This window comes from Sphingomonas cannabina, from assembly GCF_021391395.1.
GTDB classification, from domain to species: Bacteria; Pseudomonadota; Alphaproteobacteria; order Sphingomonadales; family Sphingomonadaceae; genus Sphingomonas; species Sphingomonas cannabina.
Map to the genome: position 1 here is coordinate 1,303,528 of NZ_CP090059.1, position 23,479 is coordinate 1,327,006.

At 69.1% G+C, this 23,479-nt stretch carries 19 protein-coding genes; 9 read left to right on the forward strand and 10 right to left on the reverse strand.

The annotated features are described in order from the left end of the window. Positions 1 to 22: 22 nt before the first annotated feature. The 3 genes from LZK98_RS06340 to LZK98_RS06350 all read right to left on the reverse strand — a co-directional run bounded on the left by LZK98_RS06340 (position 23) and on the right by LZK98_RS06350 (position 6,363). Complete coding sequence (locus LZK98_RS06340) at positions 23 to 1,540, reverse strand: DUF885 family protein (RefSeq protein WP_233785560.1); 1,518 nt, start codon at positions 1,538 to 1,540, stop codon at positions 23 to 25. Further along, positions 1,537 to 5,343: a LamG domain-containing protein gene (locus LZK98_RS06345; protein ID WP_233785561.1), complete on the reverse strand. Its 3,807-nt coding sequence runs from the start codon at positions 5,341 to 5,343 to the stop codon at positions 1,537 to 1,539. The genes LZK98_RS06340 and LZK98_RS06345 overlap by 4 nt, the downstream gene beginning before the upstream one ends. A gap of 87 nt (positions 5,344 to 5,430) precedes the next feature. Then, positions 5,431 to 6,363, reverse strand: coding sequence for a LysR substrate-binding domain-containing protein (locus LZK98_RS06350; protein ID WP_233785562.1), 933 nt, complete (start codon positions 6,361 to 6,363; stop codon positions 5,431 to 5,433). A 93-nt stretch (positions 6,364 to 6,456) separates the two neighbouring features. Between LZK98_RS06350 and LZK98_RS06355 the strand changes: the two genes are divergently transcribed. Further along, complete coding sequence (locus tag LZK98_RS06355) at positions 6,457 to 7,548, forward strand: hypothetical protein (RefSeq protein ID WP_233785563.1); 1,092 nt, start codon at positions 6,457 to 6,459, stop codon at positions 7,546 to 7,548. A gap of 7 nt (positions 7,549 to 7,555) precedes the next feature. On the opposite strand, the gene LZK98_RS06360 is transcribed toward LZK98_RS06355, so the two are convergent. Beyond that, on the reverse strand, positions 7,556 to 8,248 hold the full coding sequence (locus LZK98_RS06360) for a helix-turn-helix transcriptional regulator (protein WP_233785564.1): 693 nt from the start codon (positions 8,246 to 8,248) through the stop codon (positions 7,556 to 7,558). A gap of 193 nt (positions 8,249 to 8,441) precedes the next feature. On the opposite strand from LZK98_RS06360, the gene LZK98_RS06365 reads away from it, so the two are divergent. After that, positions 8,442 to 8,846: a GFA family protein gene (locus LZK98_RS06365; protein ID WP_233785565.1), complete on the forward strand. Its 405-nt coding sequence runs from the start codon at positions 8,442 to 8,444 to the stop codon at positions 8,844 to 8,846. A 154-nt stretch (positions 8,847 to 9,000) separates the two neighbouring features. Here LZK98_RS06365 and LZK98_RS06370 read toward each other — a convergent pair whose 3' ends face one another. From LZK98_RS06370 to LZK98_RS06380, 3 genes are read right to left on the reverse strand one after another with little or no spacing between them, the layout of a single operon-like run. After that, positions 9,001 to 9,945 carry an aldo/keto reductase gene (locus tag LZK98_RS06370; RefSeq protein ID WP_406693952.1) on the reverse strand — a complete coding sequence of 315 codons (945 nt, stop codon included), beginning with the start codon at positions 9,943 to 9,945 and terminating at the stop codon, positions 9,001 to 9,003. Then, positions 9,945 to 10,115, reverse strand: a complete 171-nt coding sequence (locus tag LZK98_RS06375; protein ID WP_233786680.1) for a hypothetical protein — start codon at positions 10,113 to 10,115, stop codon at positions 9,945 to 9,947. The genes LZK98_RS06370 and LZK98_RS06375 overlap by 1 nt, the downstream gene beginning before the upstream one ends. Before the next feature lie 8 nt (positions 10,116 to 10,123). After that, positions 10,124 to 10,405 (reverse strand): hypothetical protein, encoded by a 282-nt coding sequence (locus LZK98_RS06380; RefSeq protein ID WP_233785566.1) that lies wholly within the window; start codon positions 10,403 to 10,405, stop codon positions 10,124 to 10,126. Positions 10,406 to 10,532: 127 nt separating this feature from the next. On the opposite strand from LZK98_RS06380, the gene LZK98_RS06385 reads away from it, so the two are divergent. The 4 genes from LZK98_RS06385 (at position 10,533) to metH (ending at position 16,291) form a co-directional block, all read left to right on the forward strand. After that, positions 10,533 to 11,486, forward strand: a complete 954-nt coding sequence (locus LZK98_RS06385) for an ArsR/SmtB family transcription factor (protein ID WP_233786516.1) — start codon at positions 10,533 to 10,535, stop codon at positions 11,484 to 11,486. After that, entirely contained in the window at positions 11,483 to 12,415 is a 933-nt protein-coding gene (gene metF, locus LZK98_RS06390; protein WP_233785567.1) for a methylenetetrahydrofolate reductase, read from the forward strand. Before LZK98_RS06385 ends, metF begins: the two co-directional genes overlap by 4 nt. Before the next feature lie 138 nt (positions 12,416 to 12,553). Further along, complete coding sequence (locus LZK98_RS06395) at positions 12,554 to 13,600, forward strand: homocysteine S-methyltransferase family protein (RefSeq protein ID WP_233785568.1); 1,047 nt, start codon at positions 12,554 to 12,556, stop codon at positions 13,598 to 13,600. Between the two features lie 39 nt (positions 13,601 to 13,639). Next, positions 13,640 to 16,291: a methionine synthase gene (gene metH / locus LZK98_RS06400; RefSeq protein WP_233785569.1), complete on the forward strand. Its 2,652-nt coding sequence runs from the start codon at positions 13,640 to 13,642 to the stop codon at positions 16,289 to 16,291. A gap of 150 nt (positions 16,292 to 16,441) precedes the next feature. Here metH and LZK98_RS06405 read toward each other — a convergent pair whose 3' ends face one another. Both LZK98_RS06405 and LZK98_RS06410 read right to left on the reverse strand, forming a co-directional pair. Beyond that, positions 16,442 to 17,134: a hypothetical protein gene (locus LZK98_RS06405; RefSeq protein WP_233785570.1), complete on the reverse strand. Its 693-nt coding sequence runs from the start codon at positions 17,132 to 17,134 to the stop codon at positions 16,442 to 16,444. A gap of 232 nt (positions 17,135 to 17,366) precedes the next feature. Beyond that, positions 17,367 to 18,239 carry an SDR family oxidoreductase gene (locus LZK98_RS06410; RefSeq protein WP_233785571.1) on the reverse strand — a complete coding sequence of 291 codons (873 nt, stop codon included), beginning with the start codon at positions 18,237 to 18,239 and terminating at the stop codon, positions 17,367 to 17,369. 103 nt (positions 18,240 to 18,342) lie between these two features. Between LZK98_RS06410 and LZK98_RS06415 the strand changes: the two genes are divergently transcribed. The 3 genes from LZK98_RS06415 (at position 18,343) to alr (ending at position 21,617) form a co-directional block, all read left to right on the forward strand. After that, positions 18,343 to 18,735, forward strand: a complete 393-nt coding sequence (locus LZK98_RS06415; RefSeq protein WP_233785572.1) for a winged helix-turn-helix transcriptional regulator — start codon at positions 18,343 to 18,345, stop codon at positions 18,733 to 18,735. Between the two features lie 216 nt (positions 18,736 to 18,951). After that, positions 18,952 to 20,553 (forward strand): MFS transporter, encoded by a 1,602-nt coding sequence (locus tag LZK98_RS06420; protein WP_406693955.1) that lies wholly within the window; start codon positions 18,952 to 18,954, stop codon positions 20,551 to 20,553. A gap of 32 nt (positions 20,554 to 20,585) precedes the next feature. After that, on the forward strand, positions 20,586 to 21,617 hold the full coding sequence (alr, locus tag LZK98_RS06425) for an alanine racemase (protein WP_233785574.1): 1,032 nt from the start codon (positions 20,586 to 20,588) through the stop codon (positions 21,615 to 21,617). 110 nt (positions 21,618 to 21,727) lie between these two features. Here the strand turns inward: alr and LZK98_RS06430 are convergent, their stop codons facing one another. Continuing rightward, entirely contained in the window at positions 21,728 to 23,386 is a 1,659-nt protein-coding gene (locus LZK98_RS06430) for a thiamine pyrophosphate-binding protein (protein ID WP_233785575.1), read from the reverse strand. Positions 23,387 to 23,479: the final 93 nt, after the last annotated feature.

The following is a 23,479-nucleotide window of genomic DNA, read 5'->3' on the forward strand; positions in this document are numbered from 1 at the left end:
TGTTATTTGGTTATTGCGTGTCTCAGTCCGTGCCGAGCATGGACCTCCGTACCCGACCATGCGCCAGCACCGCCTGATGGAAGCGCCTGAGCGCTGTGCCGCCGCGTCCGGCACCGGTCTCGGCTAGGGCGAGCCACGCCGATGCCTCGCCCGCCCGCACGGCCGGCTCCAGGCAGACGCGATCGGCGTCCTGGTCGAACGTGGCGAAGAAAGCGGGTTCGCCTTGCATCATCCCCAGCTTCTGACGAGCTTCCGATGCTGACCATCGCTCACTATGGACACCGGTGTCAATGACCGCTCGCGCAATTCGGAACAACAGCCAGTGAATGTGTCCCAAAAGCATCAGATCATTGCCGGCATGGGCGCCATCCGCGGCCATGAGCTGCTCGGCATAGACCGCCCAGCCCTCGGCGAAGGCGGAGGCATAGCGCAGCCGCAGCGGATGCGGCGCGGCGCGCGCCTCCATCGGGAGTTGGATCATGTGGCCGGGGATCAGCTCGTGATGGACGACGCTGCCGAGGCTCCAGGCGGGGCGGCGGCGGATGTCGCTGAGGTCGACGAAATAGCCGCCGGGCTTGCCGTCCGGCGTCGGCAGCTCGCGATAGCCGCTGCGGGCGGCGGCCTCGTCGGCCGGCGACATGCGGCGGACGGCGACGTTCAGGCATTCCGGCGGCACCGGGCCGATCAGCGCCGGTACCCGCGCCTTGGCGGAAGCAAGGAGGCGGTTCATGTCGGCGACCGCGCGGGTGCGCCCGGCATCGTCGTTGCCGTAGAGATGCGCGGGATCGCGGAAGGCGGCGACGATGCGCTCGCCGACCGTGCCCTCGCGGCGGCCGAGGCGCCGGAGCACCGCGTCGGCGGCGCGGATCAGCTCCTCCGCCTTGGCGAGGAACAGCCGATGCGCCGCCGTGCCGCCGCCCCTGAAGCCGAACTGCCGGTCGAGCAACAGGTCGTAGTATTCGGCCCCGTTCGGCAGCCGCCACATGCCCGGCGCATCGCCTGCCCGAGGTGCCAGCGATGCGAGGAGCGCTGCCTGCTCGCGCAGTGCGGTCGCGGTGCCGCCCTGGGCCTGCGCGGCTGCATTGGTCACGGCAGCGGCGGTGCGGTCGAGCAGCGTGCGCGGGAGGATGATTCCTGCCGCCGCTTCGGAGCTTATGGCGCGGGTGTCGGCGGCGATGCGGTCGGCGGCATCGGTGCGGCCGGGATCGCGCCAGGCGCCGCTCGTGGGGGTGAGGGTGTAGGGCGAGCGGCCGGGTTGCCCGAACGGCATGATCTCGGCGATGCGCGCATCGATCGCGAGGCCCTCGCGGATGCACGTCAGGTCGAGCGCCGCCGAAGGCGACAGCCGGTCCCCCCGGAACGTCTCCAATCGCGCCAGCCGCGCGGAAGGCGAGGGGAGGGCGTCGAGCCCGTCGAGCAGGGCCCGCAGCCGCTGATCGTCGCTCTCCGCCGCCCCGCCGGGAACGGCGGCGGTCGCCAGCGCCGCTCCGGCGCCCGCCAGCAGCGCGCGGCGCGTCACCGGGACGCCGGCACCGCTCATTGGAGCGGCACCGCATTGTTGAGCCGGGTCACCTCCGGCGCCTCATCGGGCAGCGCGACGCGAACCCTGAGCCCTGCCGGGTGCACGCCGGCAGGGATCGTCAGGCGCACGGTCGCGGCCTTCGGCGTCAGGTCGAGCGGCGCGGCCAGCGTCGGCAGCGGCACGCTCGCCACCGGTTTGCCGGCTGCATCCTCCAGCATGGCCGTTCCGCCGGCCGCCTCGACCGCGCCGAGGCTGTGGACGGTGACGGAGACCGTCCGGCCCTGCCGCCGCACGTCGTCGGCGCCGATGCCGAGGTCCGGCCGGCTTTCCGGCGGCGTGCCGGGCGACTTGAGTGCGAACTCCAGCACGGTGGTGGTGCGTGGGGCGAAGGTCACCGCGACCGACGCGCTGCGCTCCAGCGTCACCTCGGTCGCGGTGGGCGGTCCGTCGGCGGTGTCGCCGTTGGCGGCGCTGGTTCCCGCCGTCATCGTCCAGCGGCCGGCGGCGACGTTCCACGCCGTCATCGTCGCCGGCTGGGCAACGTCGCTCATATTGTAGGCGATCACCTTGAACCGTTCGCGCGTCGCGCCCGGCACCAGGATCGCGACCTGCTCGGCCGCGCCCGGATTGGCGAAGCGCCAACTCACCGCGTTGCCGGGATAGGTCTGGTTGCGCTTCAGCGCGATCCCGCCGAGCCGCTCGCGCTGGAGGAATTCATTGGGCTGGTCGACGCGGTCGGACCACCAATGCCCCTCGGTATACATATATTCGTGCTGCGTCTTGTCCTCGATCGCGTCGGCGTGGAGCGTCTCGAGCAGGCGCTTGTCGCCGGTCGCATCCCAGCCGGCGACGCGCGCGAAGTCGCCCGGCTGGCCCGCGAGCGCCTTGCCCCAGTCGTTCGTCCGTCCGAGCGCGGCGACGACGTTCTCGTTGAGATCGCCGAGCGATGCCGGCCCGCCCTTCGCCACGCGCGAGAGGATCGGCGCCAGATATCTGTCGTCCCCCGTGAAGCGCCACGCCGCCCATACGGACTGATAGGGCGTCGCCACTCCGCCGCCGTCGCCGGCGCGCTCGGCGTCGGTGCGCCAATTGATCTCGTTGGGGTAGCTCCAGGCCCCCTTGGCGTCCTGCTTCCCATGCGCCAGCCAGCCGTCGATCACGCCGGTGACGAGGCCCCGCGCGGTCGGGTTGCCGTTGTAGACGCCCATCAGGATCGGGGCGTGCATCACGACGAAGCTGTAGGGCTTCTGCCACTCCCACGGCCCTTCGCGATAAACCTTGGTGCCGCCGTACCAGTTGGAGGCGAAGTGCATGTGGCCGGCGGGATTGCGCTGGATGATGCCGGTCAGCGCCTTGGTCGTCGCCATCAGCCGCTCGACCGCTCTGGGCTCGCCCCAGTTGAGGTAGAGCCGCTCGGCGTCGCTGTTCATCCCCTCCTCATAGGCGTGAAGCTCGTCGGTGGTGATGGTGCCGAGCCCGCCCGTGTTCATGCCGTTCGCGTAGACGGCATCGGAGAGGGCACGCAGCGACGCGTTGATCTTGTCGGGCTCGACGCCCATCAGCGCCAGGCCCGGCCATTGCTGGGTCAGGTCGGTGTCGTCGGAGATGCCGCCGCCGAAATCGCCGTAGGGCACCTGCCGGTTGTCGATCCACCAGTCGACGAAGCGGCGCGTGAGCTTCAGGTCCTCGAGCTGCCGGAACGCCCACAGCGGCACGCCGGCGGGCGGTACCGGCTGGGTGAAGGGGGGCATTCCCGTCGCGCCGTAGCTGATGTCGGCCCAGTAGCGCCGGCCCTCGAGATTGTCGGGATCGACGCGGAGCAGGTCGGTGATATCGGCCTTCACCCGGCGGTACATCGCCTCGCGGGCAGAGGCGGTATGCTCCTCGACCAGGAAGCCCCAATTGTCGCGGACCTGGTTGAAGCGGTCGGCGACATGCTCGGCCTTGGCGGCGGCACGGTCCTTGAACACCAGCCGGATCTTCATCCCATCGATCGAAGCAGGACCGAAATCGGGCGCCGCGCTGGCGATGGCGAGATAGAGGCTGTCCTCGGTCAGGATGCGGTCGCGCAGGTCCAGCCACAAAGTGCGCGCCTCGCCCGGGCGGACCGAGACCGAGACGTCGATCATGTCGCGCTCGGGCCAGATCGGGTCCTTGACGCGGATGTTGAGCGGGATGAGGCCGTCGCGGTTCGGCGCCACCTTGAGCGCCGGCATGTCGAGGGCGATGCCATCCAGCCCGTCATGCGCATTCGCCCAGGTATAGTTCCATGCGCGCGCCAGCGGCCGGTCGGGTGCGGCGGCGCTGAAGCCGGACGGGATCAGGATATGGACGAGCGGCGCCGCATCCTCGATGCGCCGCGCCTCGCCAGCTGCGGCCGCACTGCCTGCGCCGACCGCTGCCCCCCCTCGGCTCGCCGGCAGCGCCACCACCGTCGCCCGCTCCGCCGGCGGATAGCGGCCGGCGATGAAGGCATTGAGCCCGGCGAGCGCGGCGAAGCCCGGCGCGGCCTTGCTGTCGACGGTGTAGCTGAGCTTAACCGTACCCTCGGGCTCTGCGCCCGGTTGGACATCATAGGCCCAGATTTCCTGGATCGGCGTTTCCTGCGCGATATTGGTGAAGCGCAGCCGCCCGCCGGTGCGCTCGGAGAAGCTGTGGATCGATTTCTCGATCCCCTGCGGCCGCCGGGCGAGCCGGGCGTAGCTTTTCCCGTCCGCCGCATAGTCGAGGCCGCCATAGGCGGCGCCGCGGATCTCGACGCGATTGACCGCCTCGCCGGGCGGGATCGTCAGCTCATAGGCCTTGCCGCCTTCGACATAGGTATTCCAGTCGGGCAGGGTGAAATAGTCGTTGCGGCCGGGCAGGCGCGAGCGGTTGTAGACGCCGGGCCAGGTCGTCTCCGGGATTCCGTCGACGCCCTTCCACATCCATTGCTTGAGGTCCCTGGCGTCGGCGAACTCGACCTTGCGGATGCGCGTGCTGGCGGCGGTGAGCGCGGGCGGCGATTCCTTGTCGAAGCCATAGCGATGAAGAAAGGCGCGCCGCTCGCCCGCCGCGTCGAGCGGGGCCGCGCCTGACGGAGCGCCGCCGCCGGCGAGCGCGGCGATGTCCGCGGCCGGCAGCATCCGGTCGTAGACGCGGATGTCGTCCAGGTCCGAGCCACGCATGAAATTGTAGCGGCTCTGCACCTGATGCGGCGCGATCACCCGCCCGGCGAGGCCGAACTGGTCGAGGCCGCTGTCGAGCACCGCCTGCCCGTCCTTTCGAGCCACTTCCTTGCCGTCGACGTAGAGCCGCACCCCGACCGCCTCGTCCCAGACGAAGGCGATGTGGTGCCAGGTGTCGGGTGCGGGCAGCGCATCCATCCGGAACGACACCCGCTCGCGCGCGAGGTTGGTGTCGGTGACGAAGGCGTCGAAGCCGTGGCCGTTCCAGTCGATCCGCAGGAACGCCATGTCCCAGCTCGAATGATCGGCGAAGCCGACGCGGAACAGCACGAACGGCGCTTCGCCGACCGGGTAGCGCGACCGCCAGAAGAAGGCGAGCGTGCCGCGCCGGGCCTGGATGTTGCCCGGCGCGTTCCAGGTGACGTAGCCGTCGTCCTCCCACCGGATCGCGCCGCCCGTCTTGCCGGTGGGGTCGATCGCGACCTTGCTTGCGAAATTGGGGACGGCATCGCCACCGGCGCGGTCGGCGGTGAGGCTGGTATCCGCCGAGACGTGGAAGAGCAGCCCCGGCGCGTCGTCGGCGCGTGCCGGACCGGCCGTCAGCAACGCCGCAGCGCCGATCGTGAGCAGCATCGACCCGTGACGGCGCACCATCCACCCCTCCTTTGCTGATCGCTGCGTGGCGATCGATTCTGGTGCCGGGTCATACCGGCTTATGACACCGGTAGCAATCGGCCCTGACTAAGTAGCCGACGCCACACATTCCAGGAAGGCCGCCGCCTCGGCGCGTGCGCGCTCCGCCTCGGCGCACAGCCAGTCGCGGAACCGGACGATCTTCCGGCTGTGCTGGCGGGAAAGGGGATAGGCGAGCCAGAAGGACCGCCCCGCCGCGGCGACTTTCGTGTGCGCCGGCACGAGCCGGCCGGAATCGATCTCACGGCTGAACAGGATCGGCGAGGCGATGACGACGCCATGCCCCGCGAGCGCCGCCGCGACGTCGAGATGCTCTGCCGAGAAGCTGGTGCCGAAGCGCGATGCCGGCGGCCCCTCCGCAAAGCCCAGCGACCGGTACCAGCTCGCCCACCAGTCGGGCCGGCCGAGCAGCGGAACCTCGAGCGGGGCGCCGGGATCGCCGATGCCGGTGGCGGCATCCTTCAATCCGGGAACGCACAGCGGCATGAAGATGCTGGGAAACAGCTCGATCGTGCGCAGCCCCGGCCAGCGGCCGTCGCCGTTGCGGATCGCCGCATCGAAGCGGCCGGCGGAGAGGTCCTCGGCCGCCTCTGACACGTCGAGCTCTACCGATATGTCGGGATGCTGCGCCCGGAACAGGCCCAGCCGCGGCGTCAGCCAGCTCGTGCCGAAGGTCGGAAGCGTGGTGAGCGACAGCCGCGCCTCGTCCATGTCGGCCGCGCGCGCGAAGCTCGCCCGGAGCGCGGCGAAGGCATTGGTCGCTTCCGCGGCGATCATCGCGCCGCCCTCGGTCAGCTCGACGCGATGCGGCCGGCGGCGGAACAGCGTGACCCCGATCTGCGCCTCGAGCTGTCGAACATGATAGCTGACCGAGGCCGAGGATGTGCCGAGCTCGCGTCCGGCCGCGGTGAAGCTCCCCAGCCGCGCCGCCGCTTCGAAGGCGCGGATCGCCGCAAGCGAGGGAAAGGGGCGGTCGAGCATAAGTGTGGCTTAGCCTCTCGGGCCAAGCTTCGCATAGCCAAAAGCGCATTGGCGATGTCATTCCCCCTGGAGAGGTAGTGCGGGAGATGCGCGGTGGAACAGGATACAGGCGGCGGAAAGGGGTTGCGGCGCAGGGACGTGATCGCCGGCGTCGCGTTGGCTGGCGGAATGCTTGGCCTCTCGGTGCCGACCCTTGCCCAAGGCCGCGACCTCGATCTCTCCGCGCGAGCGCACGACTGGGACTGGCTGGTCGGCAATTGGGATGTCTGGCACCGCCGCCTCAAGGAGCGGCTGGCCGGCAGCAACGACTGGCAGGAGTTCGCGGGCAAGAGCGCGCTGTGGCCGACGCTCGGCGGGCTCGGCACGATCGACGACAATATCGTCGACATCCCGAGCGGCACCTATCGCGGCCTCACCGTCCGCGCCTTCGATCCGGTGCAGGGGCGGTGGTCGATCTGGTGGATCGACGGCCGCAATCCGACCGTGATCGATGCGCCGGTGCGCGGAGGCTTCGATGGCAATGCAGGCGTCTTCACCGGGCCCGACCTGTTCAAGGGGCGCCCGGTGATCGCGCGCTTCCGCTGGCTCGATATCCACAGCGCACGGCCGCATTGGGAACAGGCGCTCTCGACCGACGGCGGCCGGAGCTGGGAGATCAATTGGGAGAATTTCTTCAGCCGCACCGCGCCGGTCGCGACGCCCTTGCCACTGCTGGCGGAGAGGAGCCGCGACTTCGATTTTCTCCATGGGCGCTGGTCGGTGCGGCATCGTCGCCTGCGGCAGCGGCTCGCCGGCAGCACGGACTGGGAGGAGTTCACCGGCACCCTGACCAACTGGCCGGTGCTCGGCGGCCACGGCAACGTCGGCGACAATCTTTTCGCGCGCGCCGACGGCGCCCATCGCGGGATCGGCCTCAGGACGTTCGATCCTGCGCGCGGCGAATGGCTGAGCTGGTGGCTGGACGGGCGCAACCCCGCCGGTTTCGCACCGCCGGTGCGGGGCCGATTCGCCGACGGTTTGGGAACCTTCACCGGCGAGGACCAGCTGAACGGCCGGCCCGTCCTGACGCGGACGCAATGGTCGCGGATCACATCCGGTTCGGCGCGCTGGGAACAGGCGATGTCCGGCGATGGAGGGGCGACCTGGGAGGTCAACTGGGTCAGCGATTTCGCGCGGCGCCCCTGAAGCGCGGCTACGCGCCCGGCGGCTGGTCCATCAGCGCAAGCCAGCGTGCGCGCAGCGCCGCCGGCCGGGCGGGATAACGCTCCGCAAGCGTCTCGCAGGCCACCATCCGATCGAGGCGGAAGCTGCGGAAATCCTGCCTCAGCTCGCACCAGGCGACGAGGATGCGCGCGGCGTCGAGATAGCCGATCAGCGCGGGCCAGACGGTGCGCTCGGTCGCCGCGCCCTTCTCGTCGCGATAGTCGAGGCGGATCTTGCGCCCCGCATGGATCGCCGCACGCAATGCGGTCACGTCGATCGTCTCGGGCGTGATCCGCCAGCCGGGCGTGGTGCGGGCGGTGGGATCGTCGATCAGCGTGCGCATCTCGGACGGGACGACTGCCGCGACCTTGGCGAGCAGGTCGCGGGCGGCACGGGCGAGCGCGGGATCGGCATGACCCGCCACCCATTGCGCGCCGAGCACCGCAGCCTCCGCTTCGTCGGGCGTCAGCATCAGCGGCGGCAGGTCGAAGCCGGCATCGAGCACATAGCCGATCCCCGCCTCGCCGCGGATCGGCACGCGCTGGCCGATCAGCGCGGAGACGTCGCGATAGACCGAGCGCTTCGAGGTCTCGAGTTCTTCAGCAATGGCCTCCGCCGTCACCGGACGGTGCGAGCGGCGAAGGATCTGGACGATCTGGAACAGGCGGTCGGCGCGTCGCATTTCCTCTCCTGGAGACCGGCACCGGCCCGCTCCCCCGCCGGGCAACCCATAAGATACTGCCGCTGGGTAGCCGGGTGGGGGGAGCGGGGCCGATGCCGCAAACACATAATGTCACTATGCTGACAGCATGGTGGCAGCAGCATGGCAGTAGGTGGCACCAGCATTCAAGCCTGGGCAATCAAGGGAGACGACGATGCTCAAGACCTATCACGGCAGCTGCCACTGCGGCGCGGTCCGCTTCGAGGCGGACATCGATCTGTCGGCGGGGACGGGCAGGTGCAACTGCTCGATCTGCATGAAGCGTCGCAAATGGGGCGTGAACATCAAGCCCGAGCAGTTCCGGCTGCTGGCCGGCGCGGATGCGCTCACCGACTATCAGTTCGGCAACAAGCAGGGGCACCATTATTTCTGCAGCACCTGCGGCGCGGCACCGTTCGGCGACGGCTATGTCGAGGAGATCGGCGGCGATTTCGTCTCGATCAGCATCAGCTGCATCGACAATGCGAGCGACGAGGAACTCGCCGCGGTGCCGGTGAATTTCTTCAACGGACGCGACAATGCTTGGTGGAACAAGCCCGAGGTGACGGCGCACCTGTGATGATCGTCAACTCCTCCCCGGCACGGGGAGGGGACCGCCGCGCAGCGCGGGGGTGGAGGGGCTCACCTCCCGGCCGTCACTTGTGGCCTGCCCCCTCCACCATCGCTATGCGATGGTCCCCCTCCCCGTGCCGGGGAGGATCTGAGTGTCGGAATCACGCCCCCGCAGCGGTCAGCCGGTCGAGCTGGTCGGTGGTGAGCGTCACGTCCCACGCGCCCACCAGCTCGCGGAGCTGATCGACGCTGGTCGCGCTGGCGATCGGGGCGGTGACGCCGGGCTGCGCCATCAGCCAGGCGAGCGCGATCTGGGCGAGGGTGGCGCCGGTCTCTTCCGCGACCTGATCCATCGCCGCCAGCACGCCGGCCTTTTCCTTGAGAAGCCCGGACATGCGGCCGCCGCGCGGGCTTTTGCCGAGGTCGGCCTCGCTGCGGTACTTGCCGGTGAGGAAGCCCGAGGCGAGCCCGTAATAGGGCAGCACGCCGATGTTGTGCTCGACGCAATAATCCTGGAGCTCGCCCTCGAAGCGATGGCGGCTGACGAGATTGTATTCGGGCTGCAGCACGCGGTAGCGCGGCAGGTCCTTCGCCGCCGCCGTCTCGTTCGCCGACTTGAGGCGGGCGGCGTGGAAGTTGGAGGCGCCGAGCACGTGGATCTTGCCGGCGTCGGCGAGCTTGCCGAACGCCTCCAGTACGTCCTCCTGCGGCACGCTCTCGTCGTCCTGGTGCGCATAATAGAGGTCGATGCGCTCGACCCCCAGCCGCTCGAGCGAAGCGTCGCAGGCGGCGGCAATGCGCGCGGGGGCGAGCTTCTCGCCGCCCTCGCCCGGGAGCATCCCGACCTTGGTCGCGATCTGGACCTTGCCGCGCTTGCCCGACGCCTTGAGCCAGGCGCCGATCATGCTTTCGGATTCGCCGCCGCGATGCCCCGGCACCCAGGCCGAGTAGACGTCGGCGGTGTCGATCATCGTGCCGCCCGCGTCGACGAAGGCGTCGAGCACGGCGAAGCTCGCCTTCTCGTCCGCGGTCCAGCCGAACACGTTGCCGCCCAGCACCAGCGGCGCGATGTCGAGGTCGGTGGCTCCCAGGCGGCGCGGCTGCATCAGTTCAGGTCCTCCGGCGCGATGTTGGCGGCGGCCGCCTGATTGGCATCGAGCGCGGCGGCGGCCTCGTTGAGCTCCTGCTCCTGGTCGGCGGTGAGCTGGCCGGGAGCCCTCTGGTCGTCTCCGCTGCCGCAGCCCACAAGCAGCAGCAGCGGAGCGACCGCGATCAATGGCCGGATCAGTGCGCGATCTCGTTGCCGGCGGCGTGGAGCGCGTTGCCGGCCGTATCGGCAGCATGGTCGGCCATGTTGGCGGCATGATCGGTCGCGTTCTCGGCCGCGCCGAACGCCTGGTCGGCGGCGGCATCGACGTCGTTGACGGCCTCGCTCATCGTGGCATTGGCGTCGGCGGCCACCGCATCGGCGGCATTGCCGACCGCGGTCTGGCTATTGTCCGAGCAGGCGGCGAGGCCGAGGGCGGTCGCGGCAACGGCGAGCGGCAGGATCAGTCGCTTGGTCATGTCTTTCTCCCCCGTGGATTGGGACGTGAACGCTAACCGAGCCCGATTGGTGCCGCAACCCGCCGCAATTCGATGCCGCAACGGCCGCGTTGACCTCATATAAAGATATCTTTATATCTATATGGCTATGACCATGGTCCTCGACATCTTCCGTGCGCTGGCGGATGGGACGCGGCTGCGCATCCTGGCGCTGCTGCGCACGATGGAGTTGTCGGTCGGCGAGCTGGCGCAAGTGCTGGGGCAGAGCCAACCGCGCGTCAGTCGCCACGTCAAGATCCTGTGCGACGCCGGCCTCGCCGAGCGGCGCAAGGAAGGGAGCTGGGTGTTCGTCGCGCTGGGCAAGGCCGGCCGGGTCGGACCCGTGCTGACGGCGCTCGACGAATGGAACAGGGAAGCGCCCGACCATTGGGCGGTGGCGGACAGCGCGCGGCTGGCGGCGGTGCGCGCCGATCGCGCCGCGGCGGCGGCCGAGTGGTTCGAGGCACATGCCGGCGAATGGGACGCGATCCGATCGCTCCACGTCGCCGACAGCGAGGTCGAGGCGGCGATGGCCCGCGTGGTCGGGGACGCGCCGCTCGGCCGGCTGATCGACATCGGCACCGGCACCGGGCGGATGCTCGAGCTGTTCGCGCCCCGGGCGGAGACGGCGCTCGGCATCGACCGCTCGTCGGAAATGCTGCGGCTGGCACGGGCCAAGCTCGCCGGCGCCGCCAATACCGAGCTGCGCCAGGCCGACCTCTACGCGCTGCCGATGGTGGACGATGCGGCGGACCTCGCGATCATCCACCACGTTCTCCATTTCGCGCAGCAGCCGGGCGCGGCGATCGCCGAGGCGGCGCGGGTACTCGCGCCCGGCGGCCGGCTGCTGATCGCCGATTTCGCGCCGCACGATCGCGAGGAGCTGCGCAGCCGCGAGGGGCACACGCGGCTCGGCTTTTCGGACGAGCAGATGCTCGGCTGGTTCGAGAGCGCCGGGCTGGCGCCGGTGCAGGTCGAGACGCTGGAGGGCGGCGAGCTCACGGTGAAATTGTGGCTGGCGAGGAAAACCGGCACGGACATGAAGGAGGTGAAAGCGGCATGACCCGGCAGGACGAGGAAGCGCGGCGCGCGACGGCGGGGCCGCTCTATGCCGATCTCGCCGGCGATATCGGCGTGTCGTTCGAGTTCTTCCCGCCCAAGACGGAGAAGATGGAGGAGACGCTGTGGGAGTCGGTCAAGACGCTCGAGCCGCTCGGCCCCCGCTTCGTCTCGGTGACCTATGGCGCGGGCGGATCGACCCGCGAGCGCACCCATGCGACGGTGGCGCGGATCGAGCGCGAGACGTCGCTGGCGGCGGCGGCGCACCTCACCTGCGTCGAGGCGACGCGCGAGCAGATCGATGCGGTCGCGGAGGAATATTGGGCGGCGGGCGTGCGGCACATCGTCGCTTTGCGCGGCGATCCGCCGGTGGCGGGCGCCAAGTTCGTGTCGCCGGCGGGCGGATACGAGAATGCCGCGGCGCTGGTCGCGGGCCTCAGGAAGCTGCACCCGTTCGAGATCTCGGTGGCGGCCTATCCCGAATGCCATCCGGACTCGCCCGATCCCGCGGCCGACCTCGACAACCTCAAGCGCAAGCTCGACGCCGGCGCGACGCGGGCGATCACGCAATTCTTCTTCGAGGCGGAGACGTTCCTGCGCTACCGCGACGCCGTCGCGGCGGCGGGGATCGACGCGGAGATCGTGCCGGGGATCATGCCCGTCACCAACTTCGCCAGCATCCAGCGGATGGCGGGGATGTGCGGGACGGCGGTGCCCTCGTGGCTGGCGCGGCTGTTCGAGGGGCTCGACGACCATCCCGGCGCGCGCCAGCTCGTCGCGGCGACGGTGGCGGCGGAGCTGTGCCGCCGGCTCTATGCGGGCGGGGTACGCAACTTCCATTTCTACACGCTCAACCGCGCGGAGCTCAGCTACGCGATCTGCCACCTGCTGGGGCTGAGGCCGCAGGGCAAGGCGCGGGAGGCGGCGGCGTAGCAATATGTAGCAATATAAAGCCCCTCCCCTTCAGGGGAGGGGTTGGGGGTGGGGGAGTGCGGCAGGCCGTCCGGTTCGCGGACAGCCCCCACCCCAACCCCTCCCCTGAAGGGGAGGGGCTTAAGTAAGGACGGAATGATGACTGCACGCGAGATACTGCTGGCCGAAGCCGCCAAGCGCATTCTGATGAACGACGGCGGGTTCGGCACCGAGATCCAGGCTTGGAAGCTGTCCGAGGCCGATTACGCCGGCACGCTCGGCCTCTCGCACGACCAGAAGGGCAACAACGACATCCTCGCGCTGACCAAGCCCGAGGTGCCGGGCTCGATCCACCGCGCCTATTTCGAGGCGGGGGCCGACATCGCGTCGACCAACACCTTCTCCGCCAACCGGATCAGCCAGGCCGATTACGGCGCCGAGCATCTCGTCCGCGAGATCAACGTCGCGAGCGCGGGGCTCGCGCGATCGATCGCCGATGAATTCACCGCCAGGGACGGCCGCCCGCGCTTCGTTGCGGGCTCGCTCGGACCGACCAACAAGACGCTGTCGCTGTCGCCCGACGTCAACGACCCCGGCTATCGCGAGATCGACTTCGATTACCTGAAGGAGGTCTATCGCGAGCAGATCGACGCCTTGGTCGAGGGCGGGGCGGACTTCATCCTGATCGAGACGGTGTTCGACACATTGAATGCCAAGGCTGGGGTGATGGCTGCGATCGAGGCCGCCGAGGCGCTCGGCCGCGACCTGCCGATCATGCTGTCGATGACGCTGACCGACCTTTCCGGCCGCAACCTTTCCGGTCACACGGTCGAGGCGTTCTGGCACGCGGTGCGGCACGCGAAGCCGCTGACGATCGGCCTCAACTGCTCGTTCGGCGCGGAGCAGCTCCGCCCGCACGTCGCATCGCTGGCCAAGATCGCCGACACGCTGATCATGGTCTATCCCAACGCCGGCCTGCCCAACGAACTCGGCGCCTATGACGAGCTGCCCGAGACGACGGCGGCGCTGGTCAAGGAATGGGCGGACCAGGGTCAGGTCAACATCCTCGGCGGCTGCTGCGGGTCGACCCCCGCGCACATCAAGGCGATCGCGGAAGCGGTGAAGGCACTGCCGCCGCGCGCGATCCCGACGCCGGAGGTGCGGACGCGGCTGGCGGGCCTCGAGCCGTTCACCATGGCGGCTTGATCAGATCCTCCCCGCTTGCGGGGAGGATCAGAGAAGACGATGACCCCATCCTCCACCAATTTCGTCAACGTCGGCGAGCGGACCAACGTCACCGGCTCCGCCGCGTTCAAGAAGCTGATCATGGCCGGCGACTATGCCAAGGCGGTCGACGTCGCGCGCCAGCAGGTCGAGAACGGCGCGCAGGTGATCGACGTCAACATGGACGAGGGCCTGCTCGACGCCGTCGAGGCGATGACGACCTTCCTCAAGCTGATCGCCGCCGAGCCCGACATCGCGCGCGTGCCGGTGATGATCGACAGCTCGAAATGGGAAGTGATCGAGGCCGGGCTCAAGTGCGTGTCGGGCAAGCCGATCGTCAACTCGATCAGCATGAAGGAGGGGGAGCAGCCGTTCCTCGACCATGCCCGCAAATGCATGGCCTATGGCGCCGCGGTCGTCGTCATGGCGTTCGACGAGGTCGGCCAGGCGGACACCCAGGCCCGCAAGGTCGAGATCTGCGAGCGTGCCTACAAGCTGCTGACCGGCATCGGCTTCCCGCCCGAGGACATCATCTTCGATCCCAACGTGTTCGCGGTGGCGACGGGCATCGAGGAGCACAACAACTACGCCGTCGACTTCATCGAGGCGACGCGTGAGATCAAGAAACGCTGCCCGCACGTCCACATCTCGGGCGGCCTGTCGAACCTCAGCTTCAGCTTCCGCGGCAACGAGCCGGTGCGCCGCGCGATGCATTCGGTGTTCCTCTACCACGCGATCCCCGCCGGCATGGACATGGCGATCGTCAACGCGGGGCAGCTCGACGTCTACGACACGATCGATCCGGAGCTGCGCACCGCCTGCGAGGACGTAATCCTCAACCGCGATCCCGAGGCCGGCGAGCGGCTGGTCGCGCTGGCCGAGAGGTTCCGCGGCACCGACGCGGCGGCCGAGAAGGCGGCCGAGGAATGGCGCGGCTGGGACGTCGCCAAGCGGCTCGAGCACGCGCTGGTCAAGGGCATCGACGCCCATATCGTCGACGATACAGAGGAGGCACGCCTGGCGTTCGCCCGGCCGATCGAGGTGATCGAGGGCCCGCTGATGGACGGCATGAACGTGGTCGGCGACCTGTTCGGCTCGGGCAAGATGTTCCTGCCGCAGGTGGTGAAGTCGGCGCGCGTGATGAAGAAGGCGGTCGCCCACCTGCTCCCCTTCATCGAGGCCGCGAAGGAGGAGGGCGCCAAGGGCAAGGGCAAGGTCGTGATGGCCACCGTCAAGGGCGACGTCCACGACATCGGCAAGAACATCGTCGGCGTGGTGCTCCAGTGCAACGGCTTCGAGGTGGTCGACCTCGGCGTGATGGTGCCCTGGTCGCGGATCCTGGAGGCTGCCAACGAGAACGACGCCGACATGATCGGCCTCTCCGGCCTCATCACCCCTTCGCTCGACGAGATGGTGACGGTCGCCGAGGAGATGACCCGCGCCAAGATGACGATGCCGCTGCTGATCGGCGGCGCGACCACGTCGAAGGTCCACACCGCGCTCCGCATCGCGCCGGCCTATGAGGGGCCGGTGGTGCATGTGCTCGACGCCAGCCGCGCGGTCGGCGTCGCCACGACGCTGGTCAGCGACACCCAGCGCGACGACTATGTCGCCAAGGTCGCCGCCGACTATGCCGCCGTCCGCGCCGCGCGCGAGGGCAAGGGCCAGAGCGAGCTGCTGCCGATCGAGAAGGCGCGCGCCAACGCCTTCCCCGCCGACATGGCGCTCAAGCCCGGCAAGCCGAAGCAGCCCGGCGTCCATGTCTTCCCCGACTGGGACCTCGCCGACCTGCGCGAGTGCATCGACTGGACGCCGTTCTTCCGCGCCTGGGAGCTGGCCGGGGTCTATCCCGCGATCCTCGACGACAAGCTGGTCGGCGAGAGCGCGCGCAGCCTGTTCGCCGACGCGCAGAAGATGCTCGACCGCATCATCGCCGAGAAATGGCTGACCGCGCGCGGCGTGGTCGGGCTGTGGCCGTGCGTGCGCCACGACGACGACGTGTTCGTCGATCCCGAGGGTGTGTGGACGCCCGAGGAGCTGAAGTCGCTCGACCACCTCGGCCTGATCGAAAGTGACAGCCTCGTCCGCCTGCCGTTCCTGCGCCAGCAGATCGCCAAGCGCGAGGGGCGGGCGAACATGTGCCTCGCCGATTTCGTCGACCGCGACGGCGACTGGATCGGCGGCTTCGCGGTCTCGATCCATGGCATCGAGCCGCACCTCGCGCGGTTCAAGGCGGCGATCGACGACTATTCGGATATCCTGCTGAAGGCGCTCGCCGACCGCTTCGCCGAGGCGTTCGCCGAGCGGCTGCACCAGCATGTCCGCACGACGCTCTGGGGCTATGCCGAGGGCGAGCAGCTCGACAACGAGGCATTGATCCGCGAGCAGTACCGCGGCATCCGCCCGGCGCCGGGCTATCCCGCCTGTCCCGAGCACAGCCTCAAGCCGCTGCTGTTCAACATGCTCGACGCGCACCATGCGACCGGCATCAGCCTGACGGAGAGCTTCGCGATGCTGCCGACTGCGGCGGTCAGCGGCTTCTACTTCGGACACCCGCAGGCGGAATATTTCGGCGTTGCGCGGATCGGCCCGGACCAGCTCGAGGACTATGCCGCCCGGCGCGGCGTGAGCGTCGAGCAGGCGACCCGCTGGCTGCGGCCGAATTTGGATTAGAGCCTCATTCAAATCCTCCCCCGCCAGGGGGAGGTGGCACGCGAAGCGTGACGGAGGGGGCGGAAGCACACCGGCAGTAAGTCGCCATCCTCCCCCTCCGTCAGCCTGCAGCTGCCACCTCCCCCTGGCGGGGGAGGATTTGAATGTGCGTCAGTCCGGTTGACCGTGTGCCGGCACCGTTTCCAAGGCGGCCAGCCGCGCGCGATAGTCCGCCAGCAGCGCGGGATCGGCATCCTCGGCGTGACGTACGACGAAGTCGGCGAGCGCTTGCCTCAACTCGTCGCGGAACTTCGCATTGTCCGGCGCCGCATCCAGTTTCGCCGACGCGGTCTCGACAGGTTCCCTGTCCCGCGCGATCAGGCGCCTGCGGCCATAGGGCGATTGATCGACCATGATCGCGATGTTGCGAGGGAAGCCCGGGACATATTTGACGGCGAAGCGCTCGCCCTCCGGCGGGATCAGGATCTCGTTGCGCCACGGATAGAGCGCCGCCGTCATGGTGTCGAAGCTGGTTTCGACGTCGCGCCCGTCCGCCGTCCGCACGACCGCCTCATAGTACCAGATGTTGTTGTCGTTCAGGGTGGAGCTGGTTTCCTCCGAATGGACGATCACCGCCGTGCCCGGCGTTCCGACAACGTTGAGGAACAGCGCGTTCACGGCCGAGCCGAAGAACGGGCTGAGCACGCCCATGATGAATCCCGGGATTCCCAGGACCATCCATCCCGATCGTCGCGTCACCCGAGCCAGCAACGCCCCGATCGAGAAGGCGATCAGGGGATAGAGCGGCATTGCCAGGATGGGATGGTGGCCGAGGAAATAGAAGACCGCCGATATCGCCCCCATGCGCGTCTTCTCCACCCCTGGCGTGATGCCGGGCTATGGCGGGAGGGTTTGCACCGGTCAATCGTGGCGTTTCGGGAAACGCGCGTCCCTTTCAATCCTCCCCCGCCAGCGGGAGGTGTCAGCCTAAGGCTAACGGAGGGGGAGGACGGCGAACCGGTATGCTTCCTCCCCCTCCGTCGTGCTTCGCACGCCACCTCCCCCTGGCGGGGGAGGATTTGAGCGTCGCCTGATCCTATCCCTTGAGCGCCTCCGCAATCGTCGCAGCGAACGGCGTCGTCGGCCGGCCGATCAGGCGCGAAAGCGCGTGTCCGTCGTCGAACACGGCGCCGTCGGCGGTGGCGGCGCTGGAGTCCGCGATCAGCGCGGCATAGGGCTCGGGCAGCCCCGCGGTGACGAGCGCCGTGCGGTACTCCGCTTCCGGCATATCGACATAGGGAATCTCGCGGCCGGCCTGGCGCGACAGTTCGGCGGCGAACTCGGCCATCGTGAAGGCTTCATCCCCGGCGAGTTCATGGACGGCGTCGGACGGCGCATCCTCGTCGAGCAGCGCCGCCGCCGCGGCCTCGGCATAGTCGGTCCGCGTGGCGCCGGAGATGCGGCCGTCCCTGGCACTGCCGATCACGGCGCCGTGCGTGAGCGCGGCGGGGATCGAGGCGGTGTAGTTCTCCGTATACCAGCCGTTGCGCAGCAGGGTGTAGGGAAGGCCGCTCGCCTTGATCAGCGCTTCGGTCTGGAGGTGCTCCTCGGCGAGGGCGAGCTTCGACGTGTCGGCGCGCAGCACGCTGGTATAGGCGATCCGCGCGACGCCGGCGCGCTTCGCCGCCTCGATCGCGTTGCGGTGCTGCGGGACGCGCTGGCCGACCGCGTTCGATGAGATCAGCAGCAGCCGCTCGGCACCGGCGAAGGCCGTGTCGAGCGTATCCGGCCGCTCATAGTCGCCCTGGCGGATCGTCACGCCGTCGGGAAAGAGCGAAGCAGCGCGAGCGGGATCGCGGACGATCGCCGCGACGGCGGCAGGTCCTGCGCGCCTGGCGAGCGCGGCGACAACGAGCAGGCCGAGCTGGCCGCTGGCGGCGGTGACGAAGAAACGAGGCTGTACGGTCATTGCGGTCTCCGGTCTCGATGATTGACCATGGTCTCAAATAGAGACTACAAATCGATCCGGAAGACGGCACTTTCCCGTCACCTGGTTACGCCGGAGATACCCGATGGACGCGCATGAGACGCTGGGTGTGAAGTTCGAGCAATGGCTGGCGATGGGGTTCAACGAGACACGGTGCCCTGTGCGCAGCCTGCTCGACCGGATCGGCGATCGCTGGTCGATGCTGCTGCTCGGCGCGTTGGCAGGCGGGCCGAAGCGATTCAGCGCGCTCGCCCGCGCGGTGCCCGACATCTCGAAGCGGATGCTGACCCAGACGCTGCGCACGCTGGAGACCGACGGGCTCGTCCACCGCGACGTCCGGCCGACCGTGCCGCCCAGCGTCACCTATTCGCTGACCCCGCTCGGGAAGAGCTTCGCCGCGCCGCTGCTGGGACTGGTCGAATGGGCGGAAGCCAATTTCGGCGCCGTGCTGGCGGCGCGGGAGCGGATGGCGGCGTAGATGGGACTCAAGCTCCTCCCCGGCACGGGGAGGGGGACCAAGACGCGCAGCGGCTTGGTGGAGGGGGCCCTCAACGCCGGAATCCGTCTAGGCGGGCCCCTCCACCACTCGCTTCGCGAGCGGTCCCCCTCCCCGTGCCGGGGAGGAGCTTGAAGACAAAGAATTCACTTCCCTAATGGGATCGGCTTTGCTTGGTTCCGCCGAGCAACGGAGGGGATGATGGCGACCACCGCCGAGAATGCGCCGACAAGCGAACCGAGCGCGAAGGACATGCGGCTGGTCATCTCGGCCTCGTCGCTGGGCACCGTGTTCGAATGGTATGATTTCTTCATCTACGGCACGCTCGCCGCGTCCGGGATCATCGGGCGCACCTTCTTCCCTGCCGGCAGCGAGATGGTGCAGACGTTGCTCGCCTGGGCGGGGTTCGCGGTCGGCTTCGGCTTTCGGCCGTTGGGGGCGGTGCTGTTCGGCTATCTCGGCGACAGGCTCGGGCGCAAATACACTTTCCTCATCACCATCACGCTGATGGGCATCGCCACCGCCGGCGTCGGACTGGTGCCGTCGGCGGCGGCGATCGGGATGGCGGCGCCGGTGATCGTGCTGCTGCTGCGCGTCGCGCAGGGGCTCGCGCTCGGCGGCGAATATGGCGGCGCGGCGATCTATGTCGCCGAGCATTCGCCGCCCGGCCGCCGCGGCTTCTTCACCAGCTTCATCCAGGCGAGCGTCAGCGGCGGCTTCATTCTCAGCCTGATCGTGGTGCTCTCCGCCAAGCTGACGATGACCGATGCGGTATGGCAGGCGTGGGGCTGGCGCGTGCCGTTCCTCTTCTCGATCGTGCTGCTGGCGGTGTCGCTCTACATGCGCCTCAAGCTGTCCGAGAGCCCGGTGTTCCAGGCGATCAAGGAAGCGGGCGAGACCGCGCGCAATCCCTTCGTCGAGAGCTTCACCTATCCCGGCAACTGCCGACGGCTGTTCGTCGCGCTGTTCGGCATCGCCGCGGGGCTGACGGTGATCTGGTACACCGCCCTGTTCACCACGCTGTCGTTCCTTCAGACGACGATGCGGGTCGAGGAGACCACCGCGCAGCTCATCACCGGCGCGGGCGCGGTGATGGGGTTGGTCTGGTTCCTCCTCGCCGGGCGGCTGTCCGACCGGGTCGGGCGGCGGCAGCCGATCGTGATCGGCTATATCGCGACGCTGGTGCTGCTGTTCCCGATCTTCTGGTACATGGGCGCCGCCGCCAATCCCCATCTCGCCCATGCCGCGCGCGAGGCACCGGTGATCGTGGCCGGGCCGCAATGCCACTATGCCCCCTTCGCGGCGAAGCAGAAGGACGAATGCGGCCAGCTGCTCGACTATCTGTCGAAGAAGGGCATCGCCTACACCACCGCCGAGGCGCCGGCGGTGGCGGTGACGATCGGCGGCGTGCCGGTGGGCGGCGACAACAGCCCGGCTGCGATCGACGCCGCGCTGGCAGGGGCGGGCTATCAGCTCGACAAGGTGGTGCCGTCGCCCGGCAACATCGTGCGCATCCTCGTCGCGATCTTCCTGTTGGCGGCCTTGTCCGGGGCGACCTACGGACCGGTCGCGGCGCTGCTGACGGAGCTGTTCCCGCCGCGCATCCGCTACAGCTCGATGTCGATCCCCTATCATATCGGCACCGGCTATTTCGGCGGGTTCCTGCCGCTGATCAGCCAGTATATCGTTGCGCGGACGGGGGATCCTTTCGCGGGGTTGTGGTATACTTGGGGCGTGGTGGCGATGTCGCTCGTGGTGGTGATCGTATTTCTGCGCGAACGCGACCTGATCAAGGAGTAGCGTCCCCGCAACGGGGCGGCTAACCGGTCTGCATGACTCCGTCCGCCCCGCATCGCCTGATCCTCGACGGTTCCGCCCTGGTCCACAACTGGCGGCTGCTCGCCCGGATGAGCGGCAGCGCGGCGTGCGGAGCGGCGGTGAAGGCCGATGCCTATGGCCTGGGCGCGGGCGAGGTCGTCCCACGGCTGGCGGAGGCAGGGTGCCGGGATTTCTTCGTCGCGACCTGGGCGGAGGCGCTGGCGCTCGCGGGGCAGGAGGTATCGATCGCGGTGCTCCACGGCGTGCGCGCGGAGGACATGGAACTCGCCGGCCTGCCGAATACGCGCCCGGTGCTCAGCACGGCCGAGCAGGTGAAACGCTGGCGCGAAGGCGGCGGGGGCATGTGCGACGTGATGGTCGACACCGGCATGAACCGGCTCGGCCTGTCGGTGGAGGAGGTGACGGGCGGGTTGCTCGACGGCCTCGCTGTCGACGTGCTGATGAGCCATCTCGCCTGCGCCGACGAGGATTCGCCGATGAACGCGCGCCAGCAGGCCGCGCTGGCTGAGCTCAAGGGACGGACCAATGCGCGGCGGCTGAGCCTCGCGAACTCGGCGGGGATTGCGCTCGGCACCGACTATGCGTTCGACCTGACTCGGCCGGGGCTGGCGCTCTACGGCGGCGTGCCGCGGGCGGAGCTGAGCGGGGTGCGGCAGGTCGTTTTTCCCGAGGCACAGATCCTCCAGCGCCGCCGCGTGCCGGCGGGCGGCACGGTCGGCTACAATGCCACTTGGACCGCGCCGGAGGAGACCGAGGTGGCGGTGATCAATCTTGGCTATGCCGATGGCTATTGGCGCGGCTTCTCCGGTCGCGGCATCGCGCAGGCGGGCGGGAAGCGGCTGCCGGTGCTGGGACGCGTGTCGATGGATTTGGCGGCGCTCGACGTCGACGCAGCGCCGGAGCTCGGCGAGGGGGATTGGGTGACGATCGATTATGCCCTGCCGGCGGCGGCAGAGGCCTCGGGCATGTCGCAGTATGAGCTACTGACGGGCCTGGGGAAGCGCTTCGAGCGGGTGATGCGCTAGGGTCTGAACTCAATTGAAATTCGGCCGCCGCTGCCCGGTCGCCCATGGGCGATCTCGATCCTCGTTCCAATTGAGTTCAGACCCTAGTGAACCGACCCGCCGTCGCGCGATCAGCGGGCCCTGATCGCGGAGATCGTTGTCGCAGGTGTGATCACTTCGACATCGGTCCTGAGATGGAGCAGCCGGACGCCGCGTCGTGCCCTGGCCCGCTCCAGCGCCGGCGCGAATTCCTCCGTCCGCTCCACCGTCTCCGCCCATCCGCCATAGGCGCGCGCCAGCGCGGCGAAGTCCGGATTGCGGAGTCCGGTGCCGCTCACCCGTGTCGGATATTCCCGTTCCTGGTGCATCCGGATGGTGCCGTAGGCCCCGTTGTCGATCAGGATCACGATCAGGTTCGCGCCATGCTGGACCGCGGTCGCCAGTTCCTGACCGTTCATCAGGAAATCGCCGTCGCCCGCCACTGCCACCACCTGCCGCTCCGGGAAACGCAACGCCGCCGCCACCGCTGCCGGCACGCCATAGCCCATCGCGCCGGCGGTCGGGGCGAGCTGGGAGGGCTTGGCGGCGTAAGGCCAGTAGCGGTGCCACCAGCTCGAGAAATTGCCCGCGCCGTTGCAGATGATCGTATCGGCCGGCAGCAGCTCTCGCGCCGCTGCCACGCACTGCCCGAGGTCGAGTGCGACGCCCTCGCGCGGGCGCGGCGTCGACCAAGCCCGCCATTCCGCATTGGCGTCTGCACCCATAGGACGGGGCGGCCCGTCGAGCGCGGCGAGCGCCTCGGCGAACTCGGCCATGCCGGCGCAGATCGCGAGGTCGGCGCGATAGGTGCGGCCGAGCTCGTCCGGGTCGGGATGGACGTGGACGAGCCGCTGGCCCGGATGCTCCGGCGTGATCAGCGTGTAGCCGTCGGTGGTCGCTTCGCCGAGCCGCGCGCCGACCACGAGCAGCAGGTCGGCCGCCTTGATCCGCTCGACCAGCTTCGGATTGGGGCCGTAGCCGAGGTTGCCGGCATAGACCGGGCAGTCGTTGGGGATCGCGTCCTGCCGGCGAAAGGCAGCGGCGACGGGGATGCCGGTGCGATCGGCCCAGGCGGCGAAATCCTGCCCGGCGACGTTGCTCCAGTCCGCGCCGCCCACGATCGCGATCGGATGCTCGGCGGTGGCGAGCAGGTCGGCGAGCCGGTCGATCGAGTCGGGGTCGCAACCCTGCGCGATCCTCTCCACGCGCGGCCGGTCCACGGTTTCGGCGGTCTCGACCAGCATATCCTCGGGGATCGCCAGCACCACCGGCCCCGGCCGCCCGTTCATCGCGGTCGCATAGGCGCGCGCGACATATTCGGGGATGCGCTTCGGGTCCTCGATCCGGCTCGCCCATTTCGCCAGCGGCGCGAACATCGCGGGCAGGTCGATCTCCTGGAACGCCTCGCGGTCGCGCGTGCCGCGGTCGATGTCGCCGACGAACAGGATCATCGGCACCGAATCTTGGCAAGCGACATGCACGCCGATCGAGGCGTTGGTTGCGCCGGGGCCCCGCGTCACGAAGGCGACGCCGGGCCGCCCCGTCATCGCGCCGTCCGCGCCTGCCATGAAGGTCACGCCGCCCTCCTGACGGCAGGTCACCACGTCGATCTGGGGCGTGTCGTGGAGCGCGTCGAGCACCGCGAGGAAGCTCTCGCCCGGTACGTGGAAGATGCGGTCGCAGCCCTGCGCCACGAGGTTGTCGACCAGGATGCGGCCGCCGGTGCGATGCGCGATGTGTTGCGTCGTCATGGCGTGGGTGTAACCGCGTCGGCGGAAAATGGGAGGGGGTGGAAGTTGAAAGTCGATTCAGGTTCGCTTGACCACCCCCGCGGCGGCCGCCTA

Excerpts from the sequence above, each read along its gene's own strand:
- LZK98_RS06340 (WP_233785560.1), bottom strand. The coding sequence starts at position 1,540 with ATGAGCGGTGCCGGCGTCCCGGTGACGCGCCGCGCGCTGCTGGCGGGC.
- LZK98_RS06345 (WP_233785561.1), bottom strand. The coding sequence starts at position 5,343 with ATGGTGCGCCGTCACGGGTCGATGCTGCTCACGATCGGCGCTGCGGCG.
- LZK98_RS06350 (WP_233785562.1), bottom strand. The coding sequence starts at position 6,363 with ATGCTCGACCGCCCCTTTCCCTCGCTTGCGGCGATCCGCGCCTTCGAA.
- LZK98_RS06360 (WP_233785564.1), bottom strand. The coding sequence starts at position 8,248 with ATGCGACGCGCCGACCGCCTGTTCCAGATCGTCCAGATCCTTCGCCGC.
- LZK98_RS06365 (WP_233785565.1), top strand. The coding sequence starts at position 8,442 with ATGCTCAAGACCTATCACGGCAGCTGCCACTGCGGCGCGGTCCGCTTC.
- LZK98_RS06370 (WP_406693952.1), bottom strand. The coding sequence starts at position 9,945 with ATGCAGCCGCGCCGCCTGGGAGCCACCGACCTCGACATCGCGCCGCTG.
- LZK98_RS06380 (WP_233785566.1), bottom strand. The coding sequence starts at position 10,405 with ATGACCAAGCGACTGATCCTGCCGCTCGCCGTTGCCGCGACCGCCCTC.
- LZK98_RS06385 (WP_233786516.1), top strand. The coding sequence starts at position 10,533 with ATGACCATGGTCCTCGACATCTTCCGTGCGCTGGCGGATGGGACGCGG.
- metF (WP_233785567.1), top strand. The coding sequence starts at position 11,483 with ATGACCCGGCAGGACGAGGAAGCGCGGCGCGCGACGGCGGGGCCGCTC.
- LZK98_RS06395 (WP_233785568.1), top strand. The coding sequence starts at position 12,554 with ATGACTGCACGCGAGATACTGCTGGCCGAAGCCGCCAAGCGCATTCTG.
- metH (WP_233785569.1), top strand. The coding sequence starts at position 13,640 with ATGACCCCATCCTCCACCAATTTCGTCAACGTCGGCGAGCGGACCAAC.
- LZK98_RS06405 (WP_233785570.1), bottom strand. The coding sequence starts at position 17,134 with ATGGGGGCGATATCGGCGGTCTTCTATTTCCTCGGCCACCATCCCATC.
- LZK98_RS06410 (WP_233785571.1), bottom strand. The coding sequence starts at position 18,239 with ATGACCGTACAGCCTCGTTTCTTCGTCACCGCCGCCAGCGGCCAGCTC.
- LZK98_RS06415 (WP_233785572.1), top strand. The coding sequence starts at position 18,343 with ATGGACGCGCATGAGACGCTGGGTGTGAAGTTCGAGCAATGGCTGGCG.
- LZK98_RS06420 (WP_406693955.1), top strand. The coding sequence starts at position 18,952 with ATGATGGCGACCACCGCCGAGAATGCGCCGACAAGCGAACCGAGCGCG.
- alr (WP_233785574.1), top strand. The coding sequence starts at position 20,586 with ATGACTCCGTCCGCCCCGCATCGCCTGATCCTCGACGGTTCCGCCCTG.
- LZK98_RS06430 (WP_233785575.1), bottom strand. The coding sequence starts at position 23,386 with ATGACGACGCAACACATCGCGCATCGCACCGGCGGCCGCATCCTGGTC.